This is a genomic window from Pseudaminobacter soli (ex Li et al. 2025), assembly GCF_029892515.1.
Classification (GTDB): domain Bacteria; phylum Pseudomonadota; class Alphaproteobacteria; order Rhizobiales; family Rhizobiaceae; genus Pseudaminobacter; species Pseudaminobacter soli_A.
Genome location: NZ_JARXVF010000001.1, coordinates 1,162,378 through 1,178,683, shown reverse-complemented (window position 1 = coordinate 1,178,683; position 16,306 = coordinate 1,162,378). Strand labels below are relative to the sequence as shown.

At 63.2% G+C, this 16,306-nt stretch carries 13 protein-coding genes; 10 read left to right on the top strand and 3 right to left on the bottom strand.

Translation table 11 applies throughout. From position 1 onward, the window contains the following. Positions 1 to 15: 15 nt before the first annotated feature. Both M2281_RS05540 and M2281_RS05535 read left to right on the top strand, forming a co-directional pair. Positions 16 to 753 carry an ABC transporter ATP-binding protein gene (locus M2281_RS05540; RefSeq protein ID WP_280820085.1) on the top strand — a complete coding sequence of 246 codons (738 nt, stop codon included), beginning with the start codon at positions 16 to 18 and terminating at the stop codon, positions 751 to 753. Between the two features lie 30 nt (positions 754 to 783). Beyond that, positions 784 to 1,671, top strand: a complete 888-nt coding sequence (locus M2281_RS05535; protein ID WP_280820084.1) for a branched-chain amino acid ABC transporter permease — start codon at positions 784 to 786, stop codon at positions 1,669 to 1,671. 45 nt (positions 1,672 to 1,716) lie between these two features. Here M2281_RS05535 and M2281_RS05530 read toward each other — a convergent pair whose 3' ends face one another. After that, on the bottom strand, positions 1,717 to 3,288 hold the full coding sequence (locus M2281_RS05530) for an HWE histidine kinase domain-containing protein (RefSeq protein ID WP_280820083.1): 1,572 nt from the start codon (positions 3,286 to 3,288) through the stop codon (positions 1,717 to 1,719). Positions 3,289 to 3,545: 257 nt separating this feature from the next. Here M2281_RS05530 and M2281_RS05525 point away from each other — a divergent pair, with 257 nt between their 5' ends. The 7 genes from M2281_RS05525 to M2281_RS05495 are packed head-to-tail and all read left to right on the top strand — an operon-like array spanning position 3,546 to position 11,644. Then, positions 3,546 to 5,051, top strand: coding sequence for a leucyl aminopeptidase (locus tag M2281_RS05525; protein ID WP_280820082.1), 1,506 nt, complete (start codon positions 3,546 to 3,548; stop codon positions 5,049 to 5,051). A 58-nt stretch (positions 5,052 to 5,109) separates the two neighbouring features. After that, entirely contained in the window at positions 5,110 to 6,003 is an 894-nt protein-coding gene (locus M2281_RS05520) for a proline iminopeptidase-family hydrolase (RefSeq protein ID WP_280821125.1), read from the top strand. Between the two features lie 17 nt (positions 6,004 to 6,020). Next, positions 6,021 to 7,682 carry an ABC transporter substrate-binding protein gene (locus tag M2281_RS05515; protein WP_280820081.1) on the top strand — a complete coding sequence of 554 codons (1,662 nt, stop codon included), beginning with the start codon at positions 6,021 to 6,023 and terminating at the stop codon, positions 7,680 to 7,682. Positions 7,683 to 7,705: 23 nt separating this feature from the next. Continuing rightward, positions 7,706 to 8,722 (top strand): ABC transporter permease, encoded by a 1,017-nt coding sequence (locus M2281_RS05510; RefSeq protein WP_280820080.1) that lies wholly within the window; start codon positions 7,706 to 7,708, stop codon positions 8,720 to 8,722. Beyond that, positions 8,722 to 9,693 carry an ABC transporter permease gene (locus M2281_RS05505; RefSeq protein ID WP_280820079.1) on the top strand — a complete coding sequence of 324 codons (972 nt, stop codon included), beginning with the start codon at positions 8,722 to 8,724 and terminating at the stop codon, positions 9,691 to 9,693. The genes M2281_RS05510 and M2281_RS05505 overlap by 1 nt, the downstream gene beginning before the upstream one ends. Next, positions 9,690 to 10,649, top strand: coding sequence for an ABC transporter ATP-binding protein (locus M2281_RS05500; RefSeq protein ID WP_280820078.1), 960 nt, complete (start codon positions 9,690 to 9,692; stop codon positions 10,647 to 10,649). The genes M2281_RS05505 and M2281_RS05500 overlap by 4 nt, the downstream gene beginning before the upstream one ends. Then, positions 10,646 to 11,644, top strand: a complete 999-nt coding sequence (locus tag M2281_RS05495; RefSeq protein WP_425537670.1) for an ABC transporter ATP-binding protein — start codon at positions 10,646 to 10,648, stop codon at positions 11,642 to 11,644. The genes M2281_RS05500 and M2281_RS05495 overlap by 4 nt, the downstream gene beginning before the upstream one ends. Positions 11,645 to 11,743: 99 nt before the next feature. Here the strand turns inward: M2281_RS05495 and katG are convergent, their stop codons facing one another. Continuing rightward, positions 11,744 to 13,936: a catalase/peroxidase HPI gene (katG, locus tag M2281_RS05490; protein WP_280820077.1), complete on the bottom strand. Its 2,193-nt coding sequence runs from the start codon at positions 13,934 to 13,936 to the stop codon at positions 11,744 to 11,746. Between the two features lie 342 nt (positions 13,937 to 14,278). Between katG and M2281_RS05485 the strand changes: the two genes are divergently transcribed. Continuing rightward, positions 14,279 to 15,217: a LysR substrate-binding domain-containing protein gene (locus M2281_RS05485; RefSeq protein ID WP_280820076.1), complete on the top strand. Its 939-nt coding sequence runs from the start codon at positions 14,279 to 14,281 to the stop codon at positions 15,215 to 15,217. A gap of 20 nt (positions 15,218 to 15,237) precedes the next feature. Here the strand turns inward: M2281_RS05485 and M2281_RS05480 are convergent, their stop codons facing one another. Further along, positions 15,238 to 16,257: an LLM class flavin-dependent oxidoreductase gene (locus tag M2281_RS05480; protein ID WP_280820075.1), complete on the bottom strand. Its 1,020-nt coding sequence runs from the start codon at positions 16,255 to 16,257 to the stop codon at positions 15,238 to 15,240. Positions 16,258 to 16,306: the final 49 nt, after the last annotated feature.

The following is a 16,306-nucleotide window of genomic DNA, read 5'->3' as shown; positions in this document are numbered from 1 at the left end:
GCAGGGACTTGCCCGATGAATGCGAACCACAATTCCGCGACGGCTCCCTTGCTGGAAGTGAAGGGCCTGCGTGTCGCCTACGGCCCGGTAGAAGCCTTGAAAGGTGTCGATCTCGTCGTCCCGAAGGGCCGGATCGTCACGCTGCTCGGCGCGAACGGAGCGGGGAAAAGCTCCACCCTCAACGCGCTTGTGGGCCTCGCGCCGAAGAAGGCAGGCAGCGTGCTCTTCGGCGGGCGCGAAATTGCCGGCCTGGCGCCGGAACAGATCGTGCGCATGGGCATGACGCTGACGCCCGAGGGGCGAAGGATTTTTCCGAGCCTCAGCGTCGACGAGAACCTGCTTCTCGGCGGGGCCGTGCATAGAGCACGCGGCGCCATCGCCAATGTGCGCGAGGACATGCTGACCCGGTTTCCGATCCTGAAGGAGCGGCTTCACCAGAAGGCGGGCTCGCTCTCGGGCGGCGAGCAGCAGATGCTGGCCATTGCGCGCTCCATGATGTCCTCGCCCGATCTTCTTCTGCTCGACGAACCTTCGCTGGGGCTGGCCCCGCAGGTCGTCGACATGATCTTCGAACTCATCGCGGGGCTGCGCGCGCAGGGCCTCACCATTTTGCTGGTTGAGCAGAACGTCTCGCTTTCGCTCGAGATCGCCGATGCGGGCTATGTGATGGCCAACGGCAAGATCGTGCTTTCGGGCACGGCAGCGGAGCTGCGCGACTCCAGCGAAATACAGGGCGCCTATCTCGGCGCGTGACGGCAGGGCCAAGGAAAGAAGAGCCGGAACATGGATATTTTCCTGCAACAACTGGTCAATGCGCTCAGCCTTGGCGGCACCTATGCCCTGCTGGCGCTCGGGCTTGCCGTGGTTTTTTCCATCATGGGGCTGATCAACTTCGCCCATGGTGAACTGATGACGGCGGCGGGCTATGGCATGTGCTTTGCACTGATCGCCGGCTTGCCCTTCGGCCTGGCAGTGATCGTCGCCATTGCGGTTGCGGTCGTGCTGGTCCTTCTGATGGAGCGGATCGCCTTCCGGCCTGTCCGCGGTGCAAGCGGCACGACGCTGCTGCTGACGAGCTTTGCTGTCAGCGCCATCCTGCGCGTGCTGTTCCAGAATTTCGTCTCGGCCCGGCCCAAACCGGTGCCCATGCCGATGAGTCTTTCGGGGACTATTGAGATCGCCGGCCTGCATATCGGCATCATCCAGGCCATTTCGATCCTCATGACGGTAGTCATGCTGGTCGGGCTCAACATCTTCCTGCGCACGACGGTTCTGGGCCGCGCGATGCGCGCCGCCTCGGAGGATTTTGCAATCGTCCGACTGATGGGAATTCGCGCCAATGCGGTCGTTGCCACAGCATTCGCCATCTCGGGCCTGCTTGCCGGCGTGGCCGGCATGCTTTGGGTAGCGCAGCGCGGCAGTGTCGATCCACTGATGGGCTTCCTGCCGGTGCTCAAGGCCTTCATCGCCGCCATCATCGGCGGCCTTGGCAGCCTTTCGGGTGCGGTAGCGGGCGGCTTTCTGCTCGGCTTCATTGAGGTGCTGCTGCAGGCCTATCTTCCCGAGAACCTGCTGGGTTACCGCGATGCCTTCACGATCCTGCTGGTCATCGGCGTCCTGCTCTTTGCACCGCAAGGCCTGCTCGCCCGCAAGGTTGCCCTGAAGCTTTGAGGTGATCCGGACGGGGTTGCTGCCGGCCGGCCAGTGGCCAAGCCGTCAGCTCTGCTGGGCGATGTCGCCCGGCTCACGCGGGACGGCGTGGAACAGCTTGCCGGGCAGGGTGATCTCGATGTCCATGCGCCCGGCGGTCCAAGTGCGGCTGTAGCTTCCCCGCAGTTGCGATTTGATCGTCAGGTCCAGAAGCTTCGACCCGAACCCGGCGGCGGTGATGCCCGGCGGGTCATGCGGCCGGGAGGCCTTCTCCGTCCACTTGATGTGCAACTCATCGATGTCGCGCCTGATGTGGATTTCCAGCATGCCCTCCGGGTCACCCAAAGCGCCATGCTTGACCGAATTCGTCGCCAGTTCGTGGAAAACGAGGGCCAATGGCGTGACAATCCCGCTATCGACGAAGACGTCGTCGCCGTAGATGGCAAATCGGCTGCCTGCATCGCCTTGATAGGGGCTGAGCACCACCGCGACCAGTTCCCTTAGCGAGGTAAGCCTGCCGGCAGCGTTGGAAGGTGCGTTGTCGGTCCAAATGAGGCCTTGCGCATGCTGCAGGGCGACGAGCCGATCCCTCAGTGTGCTCGCCAGCGGCTTCATGGAGGGATTGTCCCGCACGGACAGGCTGATGAGCCCGTTGACCAATGCAAACAGGTTCTTGATCCGGTGCTCGAGTTCATTGGAGACGATCTCGCGCTCGGCGGCGAGATATCTGAGCTGGTCAAGGACCTCGTTTCTCGTGGCGGTGGTGGTGGAGATGATGAGCGGCCCCAAAGTGATGAGCGCGCCGCCCATGCTGATCGAAAGAACCGTCGATTGGCTGAGATTCGATACGTCGATATAGCCCATCGTCGCCGCGATGACCGCCCATGCGCAGAATGAAAATGTCAGCAAGGCTGTGAGGAAGACGCGATAGGAAATCGCGCACCAGAGAAGAGCCGGGACCGGGAAGGCGAAGGCGGCCATTCCGCCGAAAAATATGCCCGCAATAGCCGAGAGAACCAGCACGATGATCGGCGCCTGATCGTGAAGGGTGAGCGGGAATTGCCCCGACCACTGTCGCGCGCCGGGAAAAGCCAGGATCATCGGCAGGAAGGCAAGCTGGTTCAAAAGTTCGACCGAAAACCAGAACCGAAAGGCGCTGACCGTCGGTGGCGTGCTGAACACCGGGCCGCTCAGAGCCGAGCCGGCAATCCCGGCGTAGACACATGCGGAGACTACGGCGGCGAGAAGGTAGAAGATTGAGGTGGGACGCTCCAGGCGCTGGTCAACCCGGTCGAAGCTGGAGAGGAGAACATAGCCGATGGCGACGACGCCGAAACCATATGCGGCCAATCCAGCGTCTACGGCGGGCCCATAACCGACTACCGCGAGCGCGATCGCGCAGCCGATGAGACAAGCAATCCAGCCCGGAGGGCGCGCCAATAAGGGAAAGCGCACGAGCATGCCCAGCATGAACGCGTTGGCTGGCCAGACGAGCGATAGAACGATGTTGTTTTCGGTGTAAACGCCGAGAGCGAAGAGTGCCGAATAGGCACCGCCAAACACGAGGTAATAAAGCCAGGCTCGTTTCGGCGTGAGGAGTCTCCTCGCATTGGCGTCGACTTCACCGGCACTGAGCATGATCCATCATCCCAGGGAACAGGCATCCCAGGCATCGTTGGGCCAACCGCAGGTAATCACCAATGTCTCTCGCCGACAAGCGAAAGACCGCATTTCCGGTAGGCGCGCTGGAGCGGCTCTATTGCCCACCCCCGCGCTGGAAGACCGCTAAGTGCTTAAAGACCCGTGGCCCAGCAGAATGAGGCTGCTGTCGCCATTCAGGTCGCCCTCACTTGATGATTAAGGTGCCGCGTCATCAAAGCTAATGAGATTCTTCCATGCCCCTGTCGCCGGTCCCGGTCTTTGAAGCCACGAGTGAAATTCCCGCAGATGCCTCTGTGATTGTGGTCCTCAAGGCGGGGCAACAGAAATTGGGGCAGAGGGCGGCTGCGCTCGATGCGGCCGCGAATGGCGCGCTGACCCGTGCGTGCGCCAGCCCCCGGTTTTCCGGCGGGAGCGGGGAATGCCTCGATATCCTGGCGCCGGCTTCTCTATCGGCGCGGCGTGTGATCGTGCTGGGGCTCGGCGAAGCGGCAGCCGTGAACGCCCTGTCCGCGATGCGCGCGGGTGGAGCACTAGCGGCCCTTCTTGAAAAGGAACAGGAAGCTGATGCCGTCATCGTGTTCGACACGATCGAGGGCAGCGCTGTCCAGCCCGCGGAATTGCTGGCGCGTCTTGCGCTCGGCATGCGCCTGCGGCGTTATCGCTTCGACCTTCGCCGTCGTCGCCAGGGCGCGGAAGCCGAAGCAGCTTGGCGCATACGTTTCGTTGGCGTTTCGGGGCAGGACCTCGCGCCGCACATGACCCGCATTGATGCCATTGCCGAGGGTGTCGAGCTTACCCGCACTTTGGTGAACCTGCCGGCCAATCACCTTCATCCGGACAGCTTTGCAGAGCATCTTGGACCGCTTCGCGAGGCCGGCGTCGAGATCGAGGTACTCGAAGAGGCCGAGCTGAAGCGGCTTGGCATGAACGCGCTGCTCGCGGTCGGCTCGTCATCGATCCATCCTCCTCGCGTCATCGCGCTGCGGTATCGCGGTCCGGGCTCGGCCGATACGCCGCTGGCATTCGTCGGCAAGGGCATCTGCTTCGATTCAGGCGGGCTTTGCGCCAAGAACGGCCCTCAGATGTTCGACATGAAGGGCGACATGGCCGGGGCGGCCACGGTTGCGGGCCTCATGCTGTCGCTGGCCCGGCAGGGCGGCCCCGTCCATGCGGTCGGCGTGCTGGGCATCGCGGAAAATCTCCCCTCGGGCAAGGCCTTCAAATCGGGCGACATCATCACCACGCTGTCGGGCCAGACCGTGGAGGTCTTCGATACCGATTGCGAGGGCCGGCTGCTGCTGGCCGATTGCCTCCACTACGCTGCTACCCGCTTTGAGCCCGCTGCGATCGTGGACCTTGCCACGCTGACCTATTCGGTGACGCGCGGCCTGGGCAAGATTTTCGCCGGGCTTTTCAGCAATGACGACACCATTGCGGCTGGGCTGATGGCAGCCGGCGAGACGGTTGGCGAACGTTTCTGGCGCATGCCGCTCGACCGCGCCTATGACGAAGAATTGCAGTCGCCATTCGCCGACCTGAGGCACCACGCCAAGGATCTCGAAGCGGGCGATGCGCCATATGCTGCGGCGTTCCTTCGGCATTTCACCGAAGATCGTCCCTGGGTGCATCTCGACATTGCGGGACAGGAGTTCACCGAGGCCGACCAGCCGTTCTGCCGGCAAGGTGCCACGGGCTATGGCGTACAGTTGTTGGAAGAGTGGGTCACGCGGACAAAATAGTTGTGACCCCGGACAGCAGTGTATAGCTTGCTTGAATGCCAGGGAGGGGCATCTCTTGATCAGCAGTGTGGAAGGTCGCGCCAGCTTTGGCGCATACGAGACCTGGTATCGAATTTCGGGTGACCTGGAGGCCGGCAAGACGCCGGTTTTCATCCTTCATGGCGGCCCCGGCGTCGCCCACAACTATGTCGACTCCTACAAGCTTCTGGCGCTTCAGGGCCGGCCCGTCATCCACTACGACCAGCTGGGTTGCGGCAACTCCACCCTGCTGCCCGACAAAGGGGCCGATTTCTGGACGCCCCAGCTTTTCATCGATGAGCTGAACAACCTTGTCGACCATCTGGGCATGCGGTCGGGCTTTCATGTGCTCGGCCAGAGCTGGGGTGGCATGCTGGGTGCCGAATATGCGGTGACGCGGCCCGATGGGCTGCAGTCGCTCGTCATCGCCAACTCGCCCGCTTCCATGAGGCTATGGGTCGAGGAAGCCAATCGCCTGCGAGCCGACCTTCCCGGGCACGTGCAGGAAACGCTTATCCGCCACGAGCAGGCCGGCACGACCGATCATGCCGACTACCAGAAGGCGACCATGGATTTCTATGAGCGCCACGTCTGCCGCGTGGTGCCGTTTCCGCCGGAAGTCTCGGCGAGCTTCGAGCAGGTGGCGCGCAACCCCACCGTCTACAACGTCATGAACGGCCCGAACGAATTCTTCGTCATCGGCACGTTGAAGAGCTGGAGCATCATCGACCGGCTGCCGGCGGTGAATGTGCCGACCTTGATCATCTCCGGGCGCCATGACGAGGCGACACCCGCCACCGTGCAACCCTACAAGGACGGCATCAAGGGGTCGCGTTGGGAGATACTCGAACAGTCAAGCCACATGCCGCATGTGGAAGAACAAGAAAGATGCATGCAAGTCGTGGGCGCGTTCCTTGACGAGCATGACAATTGAAAACAAGGGGAACTTCGATGAAGAAAATGGTTCTGGCCGCCTCGGCGGCCGCCTTGCTCGCCTGCGGGTCGCTTTCCGCAGCCCACGCAGACTATCAGCAAGAGCACCGCGGCGGCACTTTGCGTCTGCTGGCCCGCTCGGCTGCCGGCACGCTCGACCCGCACATCAACTACACCCTGCAATACTGGCAGGTGTTCCAGCCGCTTTATGACGGCCTCGTCGCCTTCAGGAAGGCGGACGGCAAGGACGGCTTCAAGATCGTCGCCGACATCGCAGAGGACATGCCGCAGGTCAGCAACGACGGCAAGACCTTCACCTTCAAGATCCGCAAGGGTATCAAGTTCTCGAATGGCGACGAACTGGGCGTGAAGGACGTGGTGGCGTCGTTCCAGCGCATCTTCAAGGTTTCAGGGCCGACCTCGGGTACGTTCTATGCAGGCATCGTCGGCGCCGACAAGTGCCTTGCCGAGACCAGCACCTGCACCCTCGAGGGTGGCGTCGTCGGCGACGAAGCGGCCGGCGCCGTGACGATCAACATCACCAAGCCGGATGCAGAATTCCTCGACAAGCTTGCCATGCCGCACGCGGTCATCCTGCCGGCGGACACGCCGACGGAAGATGTCGGCTCCAAGCCCATTCCCAGCACCGGCGCCTACATGATCTCTGCCTACGACCCCAACAAGGGCATGACGATGGAGCGCAACCCCCACTTCAAGCAGTGGAGCGAGGAAGCGCAGCCCGACGGCTATCCGGACGTCGTTCAGTACGATTTCGGCCTCACCGAGGAAGCGGCGGTCACCGCGATCCAGAAGGGCGAGGCTGACTGGATGTACGACCAACCGCCGACGGACCGACTGGTCGAGCTCGGCACCAAATACATGGACCAGGTGCACATCTCGCCGCTGACGGCCTGGTGGTATGCCCCCCTCAATACCAACCTTGCGCCATTCGACAACGAGAAGGCGCGCCAGGCAGTCGCCTATGCGGTCGACCGCAACACGCTGGTCAATCTCTTTGGCGGCAAGGTGCTGGGCTCGCCCGTCTGCCAGGTGCTGCCGCCGGACTTCCCCGGCCATGTGGACTATTGCCCGTTCACCAAGAACCCTGGCGCCAAGTGGTCGGCGACCGATCTCGACAAGGCCAAGCAGCTGGTTGAGGAGTCGGGCACCAAGGGCCAGAAGGTCACGGTCATCGTCGAGGACACCGCCGTGTCCCGGTCGATCGGCGTTTATCTGCAGAGCGTGCTCACCAGCATCGGCTACCAGGCGGACGTGAAGCCGATCTCGCCGAACCTGCAGTTCACCTACATCCAGAACACCAACAACAAGGTGCAGATGTCGGTGAGCCAGTGGTATCAGGACTACCCGGCCGCCTCGAACTTCCTGAACATCCTGTTCGGCTGCGACAGCTTCCGTGAGGGTTCGGACGCTTCCGTCAATATCTCCGGTTTCTGCGACAAGGATATCGACGCCAAGATGAAGCAGGCCATGGATCTCGGCGTGACCGATCAGGACGCCGCCAACAAGCTGTGGTCCGAGGTCGACAAGGAAGTCACCGACAAGGCGGCGGCTGTCGCGCTGTTCACGCCAAAGCATGTGGACTTCGTCAGCAAGCGCATGGGCAACTTCAAGTTTAACGCCCAGTTCTACTGGATCTTCACCCAGGCCTGGGTGCAGTGACGATCTGTTGACGGATAGCTTTTGTGTCGAGTGAAGTTGTAGCTGTGCCGCGCAAGGCGCGAGGGCCCTGGGCCCTCGCATTTGCGAAGCTGATGAGGAACAGGGCGGCCATGGCCGCCCTTGCCATTGTCCTGATCATAGTGGTCGCCTGCCTCAGCGCGCCGCTTTATGCGCGTTGGGCGGGCGTCGATCCATTCGTGTCGACGCTCGATGCGGTGATTACCATCGACGGCCAGGACGTGCCGGTGATGGAGCAATCCACGGAGGGGCTGGGCCTCGGCTATACGCCGCTCGGGCCGACCTGGAGGCTCGGCAACTATTTCCTGGGTGCCGACAACCAGGGCCGGGACGTGATGGCTCGCATGCTCTATGGCGGCCTCAACTCGTTGCTGATTTCGACCGCCGCAACCGTGTTGACCCTGATACTCGGTACGGCAGCGGGACTGATCGCCGGCTATTTCGGCGGCATCACCGATACGGTGCTGTCGCGCTTTCTCGACATTCTGTGGGCCTTTCCGATCTACCTTCTGGCGATCTCGCTTTCCATCGTCACCATCGCGGAAGGCATCTCCATCGGGCCCATCACGATCGAGTCGGGCAGCCTGTGGTTGCCCGTCATCATCATCGGCATCGTCTACGTGCCATATGTCGCGCGGCCCTTGCGCGGACAGGTTCTGTCCCTGCGCAACAGTGAATTCGTCATGGCCGCCATCAATCTCGGCGTGCCGGGGCCGAGGATTCTGTGGCGGGACATCCTGCCCAACATCACCACCACGTTGATCGTCTTCGTGCCACTGATGATGGCGCTGAACATGCTGACGGAGTCGGCGCTATCCTTCCTGTCGATCGGCGTGCAGCCGCCCGACGCGAGTTGGGGCACCATCATTCAGGACGGGCAGGCGCTGCTCTACACCCGTCCGCTGGTGGCGCTGGCGCCCGGCATTGCCATCGCTATCTCGGTCATGGCGCTCAACGTCTTCGGCGACGGCCTGCGCGACGCGCTCGATCCTCGCTCCAAAGTGCGACTGGGGCGCGACTGATGATCTATCCGATCCTGCGCCGCCTCGGCCAGATGCTGTTCGTGATGTTCGGCATCTCGGTCATCGTATTTTTGATTTTCTTTGCCACGCCCGGCGCTGATCCCGCGGCGCGCATTGCCGGCCGCAATGCGGCTCCGGAGGTGCTTGAGGCCGTGCGCCACAGCTTCGGCTTCGACCGGCCGCTCTATGTGCAATATGCACTGATGATGAAGAAGATCTTCATCACCGGCGACCTCACCTCCTTCGTCAATCGCGGCTGGAAGGTGGTGCCGGCGGTGCTGGATTCCATCCCGATCACGCTGTCGCTGGTCTTCGGCGCGGCCGTTTTGTGGGTAGTGTTTTCCATCATCATCGGCGTCGTCGCCGCCGCCACGCGTAACAGCTGGCTGGACAGGCTGCTGATGGCGCTGGGCCTGCTTGGCATCTCCATGCCGGTCTATTGGCTGGGCGAGGTGATGAACCTGTTCAGCCAGAGCCGCTATCACGACACCTGGCTGTTCTCATGGGTGCCGCCGCTCGGCTACAAGAACTTTTCCGACGACCCGAAGGGCTGGTTCCTGACCTTGGTGATCCCATGGATCACGCTCGCCATCCTTTACATCGGCATCTATGGCCGGGTGCTCAGGGCGGCGATCATCGAATCCATGCAGGAAGACTATATCCGCACGGCTCGCGCCAAGGGCCTGTCGGAAACCCGCATCCTGCTGCGCCATGCCCTGCGCACGTCGCTCATCGCCTTCGTCACCCTGTTTGGATTGGACTTCGGCGCGCTGGTGGGTGGCTCGGCTCTTTTGACCGAGGTCGTCTTCGGCCTGCAGGGCATCGGCAAGCTGACCTATGACGCGCTGCAGAGCCTCGACCTGCCAATGATCATGGCGACAGTCATGTACGCTTCCATGTTCGTGGTCATCGCCAATGCGGTTGTCGACTTCGTCTACATTCTCCTCGATCCCCGTGTGAAGACGTCATGATGCTTTCGGTGCGCGACCTCAAAGTGTCCTTCCGCACTGACGATGGCCTGGTGCGGGCCATCGACGGCGTTTCCTTCGATCTGGAAGAGGGCGAAATCCTTGGCGTGGTCGGCGAATCCGGCTCGGGCAAGACCGTGTCGCTGCTGGCGGTCATGGGCCTGATCACCGACCCCAATGCGGTGATCGAGGGCTCGATCCGCTACAAGGGCCGCGAACTGGTCGGCCTTCCGGCGCGCGAACTGCGGCGTCTGCGCGGCAACGAAATCGCCATGATCTTCCAGGATCCGATGACGGCGCTGACGCCGGTCTATACGATCGGCTGGCAGATCGCCGAGCAGATCCAGGCACATCAGCGTGTCAGCCGGTCGGCTGCGCTCGACCGGGTAGAGGAGCTTCTCGCGGAAGTGAATTTCCCGAACCCGCGCGAGGCGATGTCGCGCTATCCGCACCAGCTCTCGGGTGGCATGCGTCAGCGCGCGGTGATTGCCATGGCGCTGTCATGCAACCCGGCGCTTCTGGTGGCCGATGAGCCCACCACCGCACTCGACGTCACGGTGCAAGCCGGCATCCTCGACCTGGTGCGCAAGCTGCGCGCGACCCACAACTCCGCGGTCGTGTTCATCACGCACGACATGGGCGTGGTTTCCGAGCTCGCCGACCGGGTGATGGTCATGTATGCCGGCCGCATCGTGGAGCGCGGTAGCCGGTCGGAACTCTTCACCGATCCGTCGCATCCCTATACGCGGGCGCTGCTCGGTTCGATCCCGCCATTGACCGGCGACAAACCTCGCCGCCTGCCGGCAATTCCCGGCTCGCCGCCCTCGCTGCTGCGCCTGCCGAAGGGTTGCGCATTCGGGCCACGCTGCCCGGTGCGCTATGAGGCGTGCGATGCAGGCAAGCCCGACCTCGTCGGCGCCAGCCATGCAGCCGCATGTTTCCGGATGGCGCAAGCATGAGCGAACAGATGACCGGAACGGACCAGCCCATCCTCGAAACGCGTGCGCTCAGCAAGCGCTTTGCCATCGGCACCCGCTTTTCGGCGGAAGGCCGGCGCGTGGTGCATGCCGTCGACAATGTATCGCTGACGGTACGGCGCGGCGAAACCGTTGGCCTGGTGGGGGAGTCGGGCTGCGGCAAGTCCACCCTGGCGCGCTGCCTGGTCAGGCTCTACGACATCACCGATGGGCAGCTCCTGTTCGATGGCGATGATATCACCGGAAAGTCGCTCGCCGAACTGCGGCCGGTCCGTCGTCGCCTGCAGATGGTATTCCAGGACCCGTCCGCGTCGCTCAATCCGCGTCGCCGGGTAGGGGATCTGGTGGCAGAGCCGCTGCGCGTCCACGGCAAACTGACACCTGCCGGTATCCGCGAGCGGGTTGCCGAACTGTTCGATCTGGTCGGCCTGCTGCCCGATCATGTGGGTCGCTACCCTCATGAGTTTTCCGGCGGCCAGCGCCAGCGCGTCGGCATTGCGCGCGCCATCGCGCTCAACCCTGACCTCGTCGTATTGGACGAGCCCGTCTCGGCGCTGGACGTGTCGGTGCAGGCGCAGATTGTCAATCTGCTTGCCGATTTGCAGGACAAGCTGAAGCTCACCTACATCTTCATCGCGCACGACCTCTCGGTGGTGCGGCAGGTGTCGACGCGTATTGCAGTGATGTATCTCGGCTCGATCGTGGAAGAGGGGCCTTCGGAAGAGGTGTTCTCGGCACCAGCGCACCCATACAGCCAGGCGCTGATATCGGCCGTTCCTGTAGTGGAGACAACGCCGAGCGGGCGCCGCAAGCGCATCATCCTGTCGGGCGATGTGCCAAGCCCGCTCAAGCCGCCCTCAGGCTGCCGCTTCCACCCGCGTTGCCCGGTCGCGCAGGACCGCTGCCGCACGGAGCGCCCGGCACTGGTCGAGCACAAGTCCGGCCGGAAGGTCGCCTGTCATTTCCCGACCGTATGAACGTCGGTTGATTTTCCCGACAGTTCGGCTGCACCAGCCCGAACTAAAAATGGATCTGGCGCGGCTGCATAGCCGCGCCATAGCCTTGTTGCGCCGAGATCAGGCGAGATCGAAGCGGTCGGCGTTCATCACCTTGTTCCAGGCCGCCACGAAGTCCTTCACGAATTTCTCCTTCGCATCCGCCGCGCCATAGACTTCCGCCAGAGCGCGAAGCTGCGAGTGCGAGCCGAAGATCAGGTCGACGCGGGTGCCGGTCCACTTGGCTTCGCCGGTCTTGCGGTCGCGCCCTTCGAACACGTCCTTGGCGTCCGAAGCCGCCTTCCACTCCGTGCCCATGTCGAGCAGGTTCACGAAGAAGTCGTTGGTCAGCGTTCCGGGCCGCGCGGTGAAGACGCCATGCGTCGAGCCGCCGACATTCGCGCCGAGTACGCGCAGGCCACCGAGGAGCACCGCCATTTCGGGTGCGGTCAGCGTGAGCAACTGCGCTTTATCGACCAACGCGGCTTCGGGGGACAGGCGCGGCCCGCCGCGCGAGTAGTTGCGGAAGCCATCGGCTACCGGCTCGAGCGGCGCGAAGGAGTGGACGTCAGTCTGATCCTGCGAGGCGTCCGTGCGGCCCGGCGCGAAGGGAACCTTCACCTCGTGTCCGCCATCCTTGGCGGCCTTCTCGACCGCGGCGGCACCGCCGAGGACGATCAGGTCGGCAAGCGAGACCTTCTTCCCGCCGGCCTGCGAAGCGTTGAACTCCTTCTGGATAGCTTCGAGCTTCTCCAAAACCTTCGCCAGTTCGGCCGGCTGGTTGACGTCCCAGTCCTTCTGGGGCGCAAGGCGGATGCGCGCGCCATTGGCGCCGCCGCGCTTGTCGGAGCCGCGGAACGTCGAGGCCGACGCCCAGGCCGTCGAGACCAACTGCGCAACCGTCAGGCCGGACGCGAGGATCTTGGCCTTCAGCGCCGCGATGTCCTGCTCGTTGACCAGTTCATGATCGACGGCGGGGATCGGGTCCTGCCAGATCAGAACCTCCTTGGGCACGAGTGGGCCGAGATAGCGTGCGATCGGGCCCATGTCGCGATGCGTCAGCTTGTACCAGGCCCGGGCGAAGGCGTCCGCGAACTGGTCCGGGTTCTCCAGGAAGCGACGGGCGATCTTCTCGTATGCAGGGTCGAAGCGCAGCGAGAGATCGGTGGTCAGCATGGTCGGGGCATGACGCTTCGACGCATCGTGCGCATCCGGGATCGTGTTGGCGCCCATGCCTTGCTTCGGCGTCCACTGATGGGCGCCGGCCGGGCTCTTGGTCAGCTCCCATTCGTAGCCGAACAGGTTCCAGAGAAAGTTGTTGCTCCACTTGGTCGGCGTCGTGGTCCAGGTGACTTCCAGGCCGCTGCCGATCGCGTCGCCGCCCTTGCCTGTGCCGTGGCTGCTCTTCCAGCCGAGGCCCTGATGCTCGATGTCGGCGGCTTCCGGTGCCGGACCCACCAATGCCGCATCGCCGGCGCCATGGGTCTTGCCGAAGGAGTGGCCACCGGCGATGAGCGCGACGGTTTCCTCGTCGTTCATCGCCATGCGTGCGAAGGTTTCGCGGATGTCGCGTGCAGCCGCGATCGGATCCGGGTTGCCGTTCGGCCCTTCCGGATTGACGTAGATCAGGCCCATCTGCACGGCGGCGAGAGGGTTTTCGAGGTCGCGGTCGCCGCTGTAGCGCTCGTCCGCGAGCCACGTGCCTTCCGAACCCCAATAGACGTCCTGTTCGGGCTCCCAGACGTCCTCGCGGCCGCCGGCGAAACCAAAGGTCTTGAAGCCCATGGATTCAAGGGCGACGTTGCCGGTCAGGATCATCAGGTCGGCCCAGGAGATCTTGCGGCCGTATTTCTGCTTGATCGGCCAGAGAAGCCGGCGCGCCTTGTCGAGGTTCACATTGTCCGGCCAGCTGTTGAGTGGGGCAAAACGCTGCTGGCCGGCTCCGGCGCCGCCGCGACCGTCGCCGATGCGATAGGTGCCGGCGCTGTGCCAGGCCATGCGGATGAACAGCGGGCCATAGTGGCCGAAGTCGGCCGGCCACCAATCCTGCGAGTCCGTCATCAGCGCCTTGAGGTCCGCGATTACGGCATCAAGGTCGAGGCTCTGGAATTCCTTGGCGTAGTCGAACGCCTCGCCCATCGGGTCGGACAGGCTGGAGTGCTGGTGAAGAACCCCGAGGTCCAACTGGTTTGGCCACCACTCCCGATTGGTTCTGGCAGCAGGCGTGTGTGCAACTGGGCACTTGCCCGCGCTCTCTTCAGTCTTTGCGTCCATTTTTTACTCCGGTCGTGGCTGGGTTGATTGAACTGCTCCGCGGAGAGGGACCAAGAGTGCCTTTGAAGGCGCGCACTCGTCGCCGCGCGCCGACTAGAAGTCAGACACGTAGAACGTCCCTATCGTTACGGCTTCCTGGCGAGGAGACCGTTCTGGAGCCAAACAAGCCTTGTGGGCACCGGCTATCCAAGCGATCTGGATACCGGCGATCCCGGCGCCCTTGCGGGACGCAACGCGAGGCTGTCGTGACATGAGCTCCTCCTCATCTCGCCTCAATCCCTATACCAAAAACCGGCGATTAGTTTAAGTTGGATTTACTGATTGCAGCGATAAGACGGGGTTATGATGAATCTGACACTCAAGCAGCTTCGCTATTTCGAGGCCATGGCCCGACACGGCCACTTCGGGCGTGCGGCGGACGCCTGCGCGATCTCCCAGCCCGCAATGTCGGTGCAGATCAGGGAATTGGAGGAGACGCTTGGAACGGACCTCTTCGAGAGAAGCGCGAGACAGGTTCGGCTGACCAGCTTCGGGGAAGAATTTGCCCAGCGCGTCCGCGATATCCTGCGTTCAGTTGACGAATTGGCGGACCTCGCGCGGGCCTCGCGGAACCGGCTGGTGGGGCGGTTGCGGATAGGCGTGATCCCGACTATCGCGCCCTACCTGCTGCCGACCATCATCGGCAATCTCGCCCGCATGCATGAGGGGCTCGACATTCACGTGCGCGAGACGCTGACGCAGAAGCTCATTCAAGAGCTGGCGGATGGCCGGCTCGACACGGCCATCGTTGCCCTTCCGATCTCCGAGCCTTCACTGACCGAGGTCGCGCTGTTCGCGGAGGATTTCGTGCTGGTCCGGCCCGGCGAGGATGAGGGAAAGCCGGTGCCCAATCGCGAAATGCTTCGCGAGATGAGGCTGCTCCTTTTGGAAGAGGGGCATTGTTTTCGCGAGCAGGCCCTGTCGTTCTGCAACCTGCATTCGGCCCGACCACGGGAGTTGCTGGACGGCAGCTCGCTGTCCACACTGGTCCAGATGGTCAGCGCCGGCATTGGCGTCACCTTGATCCCGGAAATGGCCGTGCCGGTGGAGACGCGCTCTGCCACCGTTTCGGTCGCCCGCTTCAACAGCCCCCAGCCATCACGAACGGTCGGCATGGTCTGGCGCAAGGCAAGTCCCCTTGCCGAGCAACTCCTGCAGATTTCCGAAGTGGTGCGTCAATCGGCCGACGCATTGCGCAAGCAGCACACTTCAATAGCCCCGTCGGGCATGGCCCTGACCTGACGGTCAAAGCTCGTTGCCCGTCAGCGCCAACCGAGGGCAGGGGCGACGTGCTTGAGTATCGCCTCGATAACATGCGCATTGTAGTCCACGCCGAGCTGATTGGGCACGGTGAGAAGCAGCGTGTCGGCCTCGGCGATCGCCTCATCCTGGCTCAGCTGCTCGACAAGCACATCCGGTTCGGCGGCGTAGGTGCGGCCAAACACGGCGCGCGTACCTGCCTCGATGAAGCCGAAATGATCTTCGCCCTCGCTGCGGCCGAAATAGGTGCGGTCACGCTCATCCACCAGCGCAAAGATGCTGCGGCTGACCGACACCCGCGGCTCGCGCGCGTGTCCAGCTTCCTTCCATGCCGCGCGAAACGCCCGGATCTGGTCGGCCTGCTGGACGTGAAGGGGCTGTCCGCTCTCGTCGAATTTGAGCGTTGAACTCTGGAGGTTCATTCCCAATTTCGCCGCCCATTCCGCAGTGGCGTTGGTTGCAGCACCCCACCAGATGCGCTCGCGCAGACCCTCGGAGTGAGGCTCAAGGCGCAAGGGTCCGGGCGGGTTGGGGAACATCGGTTGCGGATTGGGTTCGGCAAAACCCTTGCCGCGAAGAATTTCAAGAAACACCTCGGCGTGCCGCCGGGCCATGTCCGCGTCGCTCTGCCCTTCGGGCGGGGCGTAGCCGAAATACCGCCACCCGTCGATGACCTGCTCCGGCGAGCCGCGGCTGATGCCCAACTGCAGGCGCCCGCCAGCGATGAGGTCGGCTGAGCCGGCATCCTCGGCCATGTAGAGTGGGTTCTCGTAGCGCATGTCAATGACCGCCGTGCCGATCTCGATACGGCTGGTCCTTGCGCCTACCGCCGCCAGCAGCGGAAATGGCGAGGCGAGCTGGCGGGCGAAGTGGTGCACGCGGAAATATGCCCCGTCGGCGCCCAGTTCCTCGGCCGCGACAGCCAGGTCGATCGACTGCAGAAGCGCGTCGGATGCAGACCGCGTTTGCGAATGGGGCGAGGGGTTCCAATGCCCGAACGATAGGAAGCCGATCTTTTTCATGCAGCAGATGTAGCACGCGCAGGCCGTGCTTCAAGCAAGGAGCCGCCGA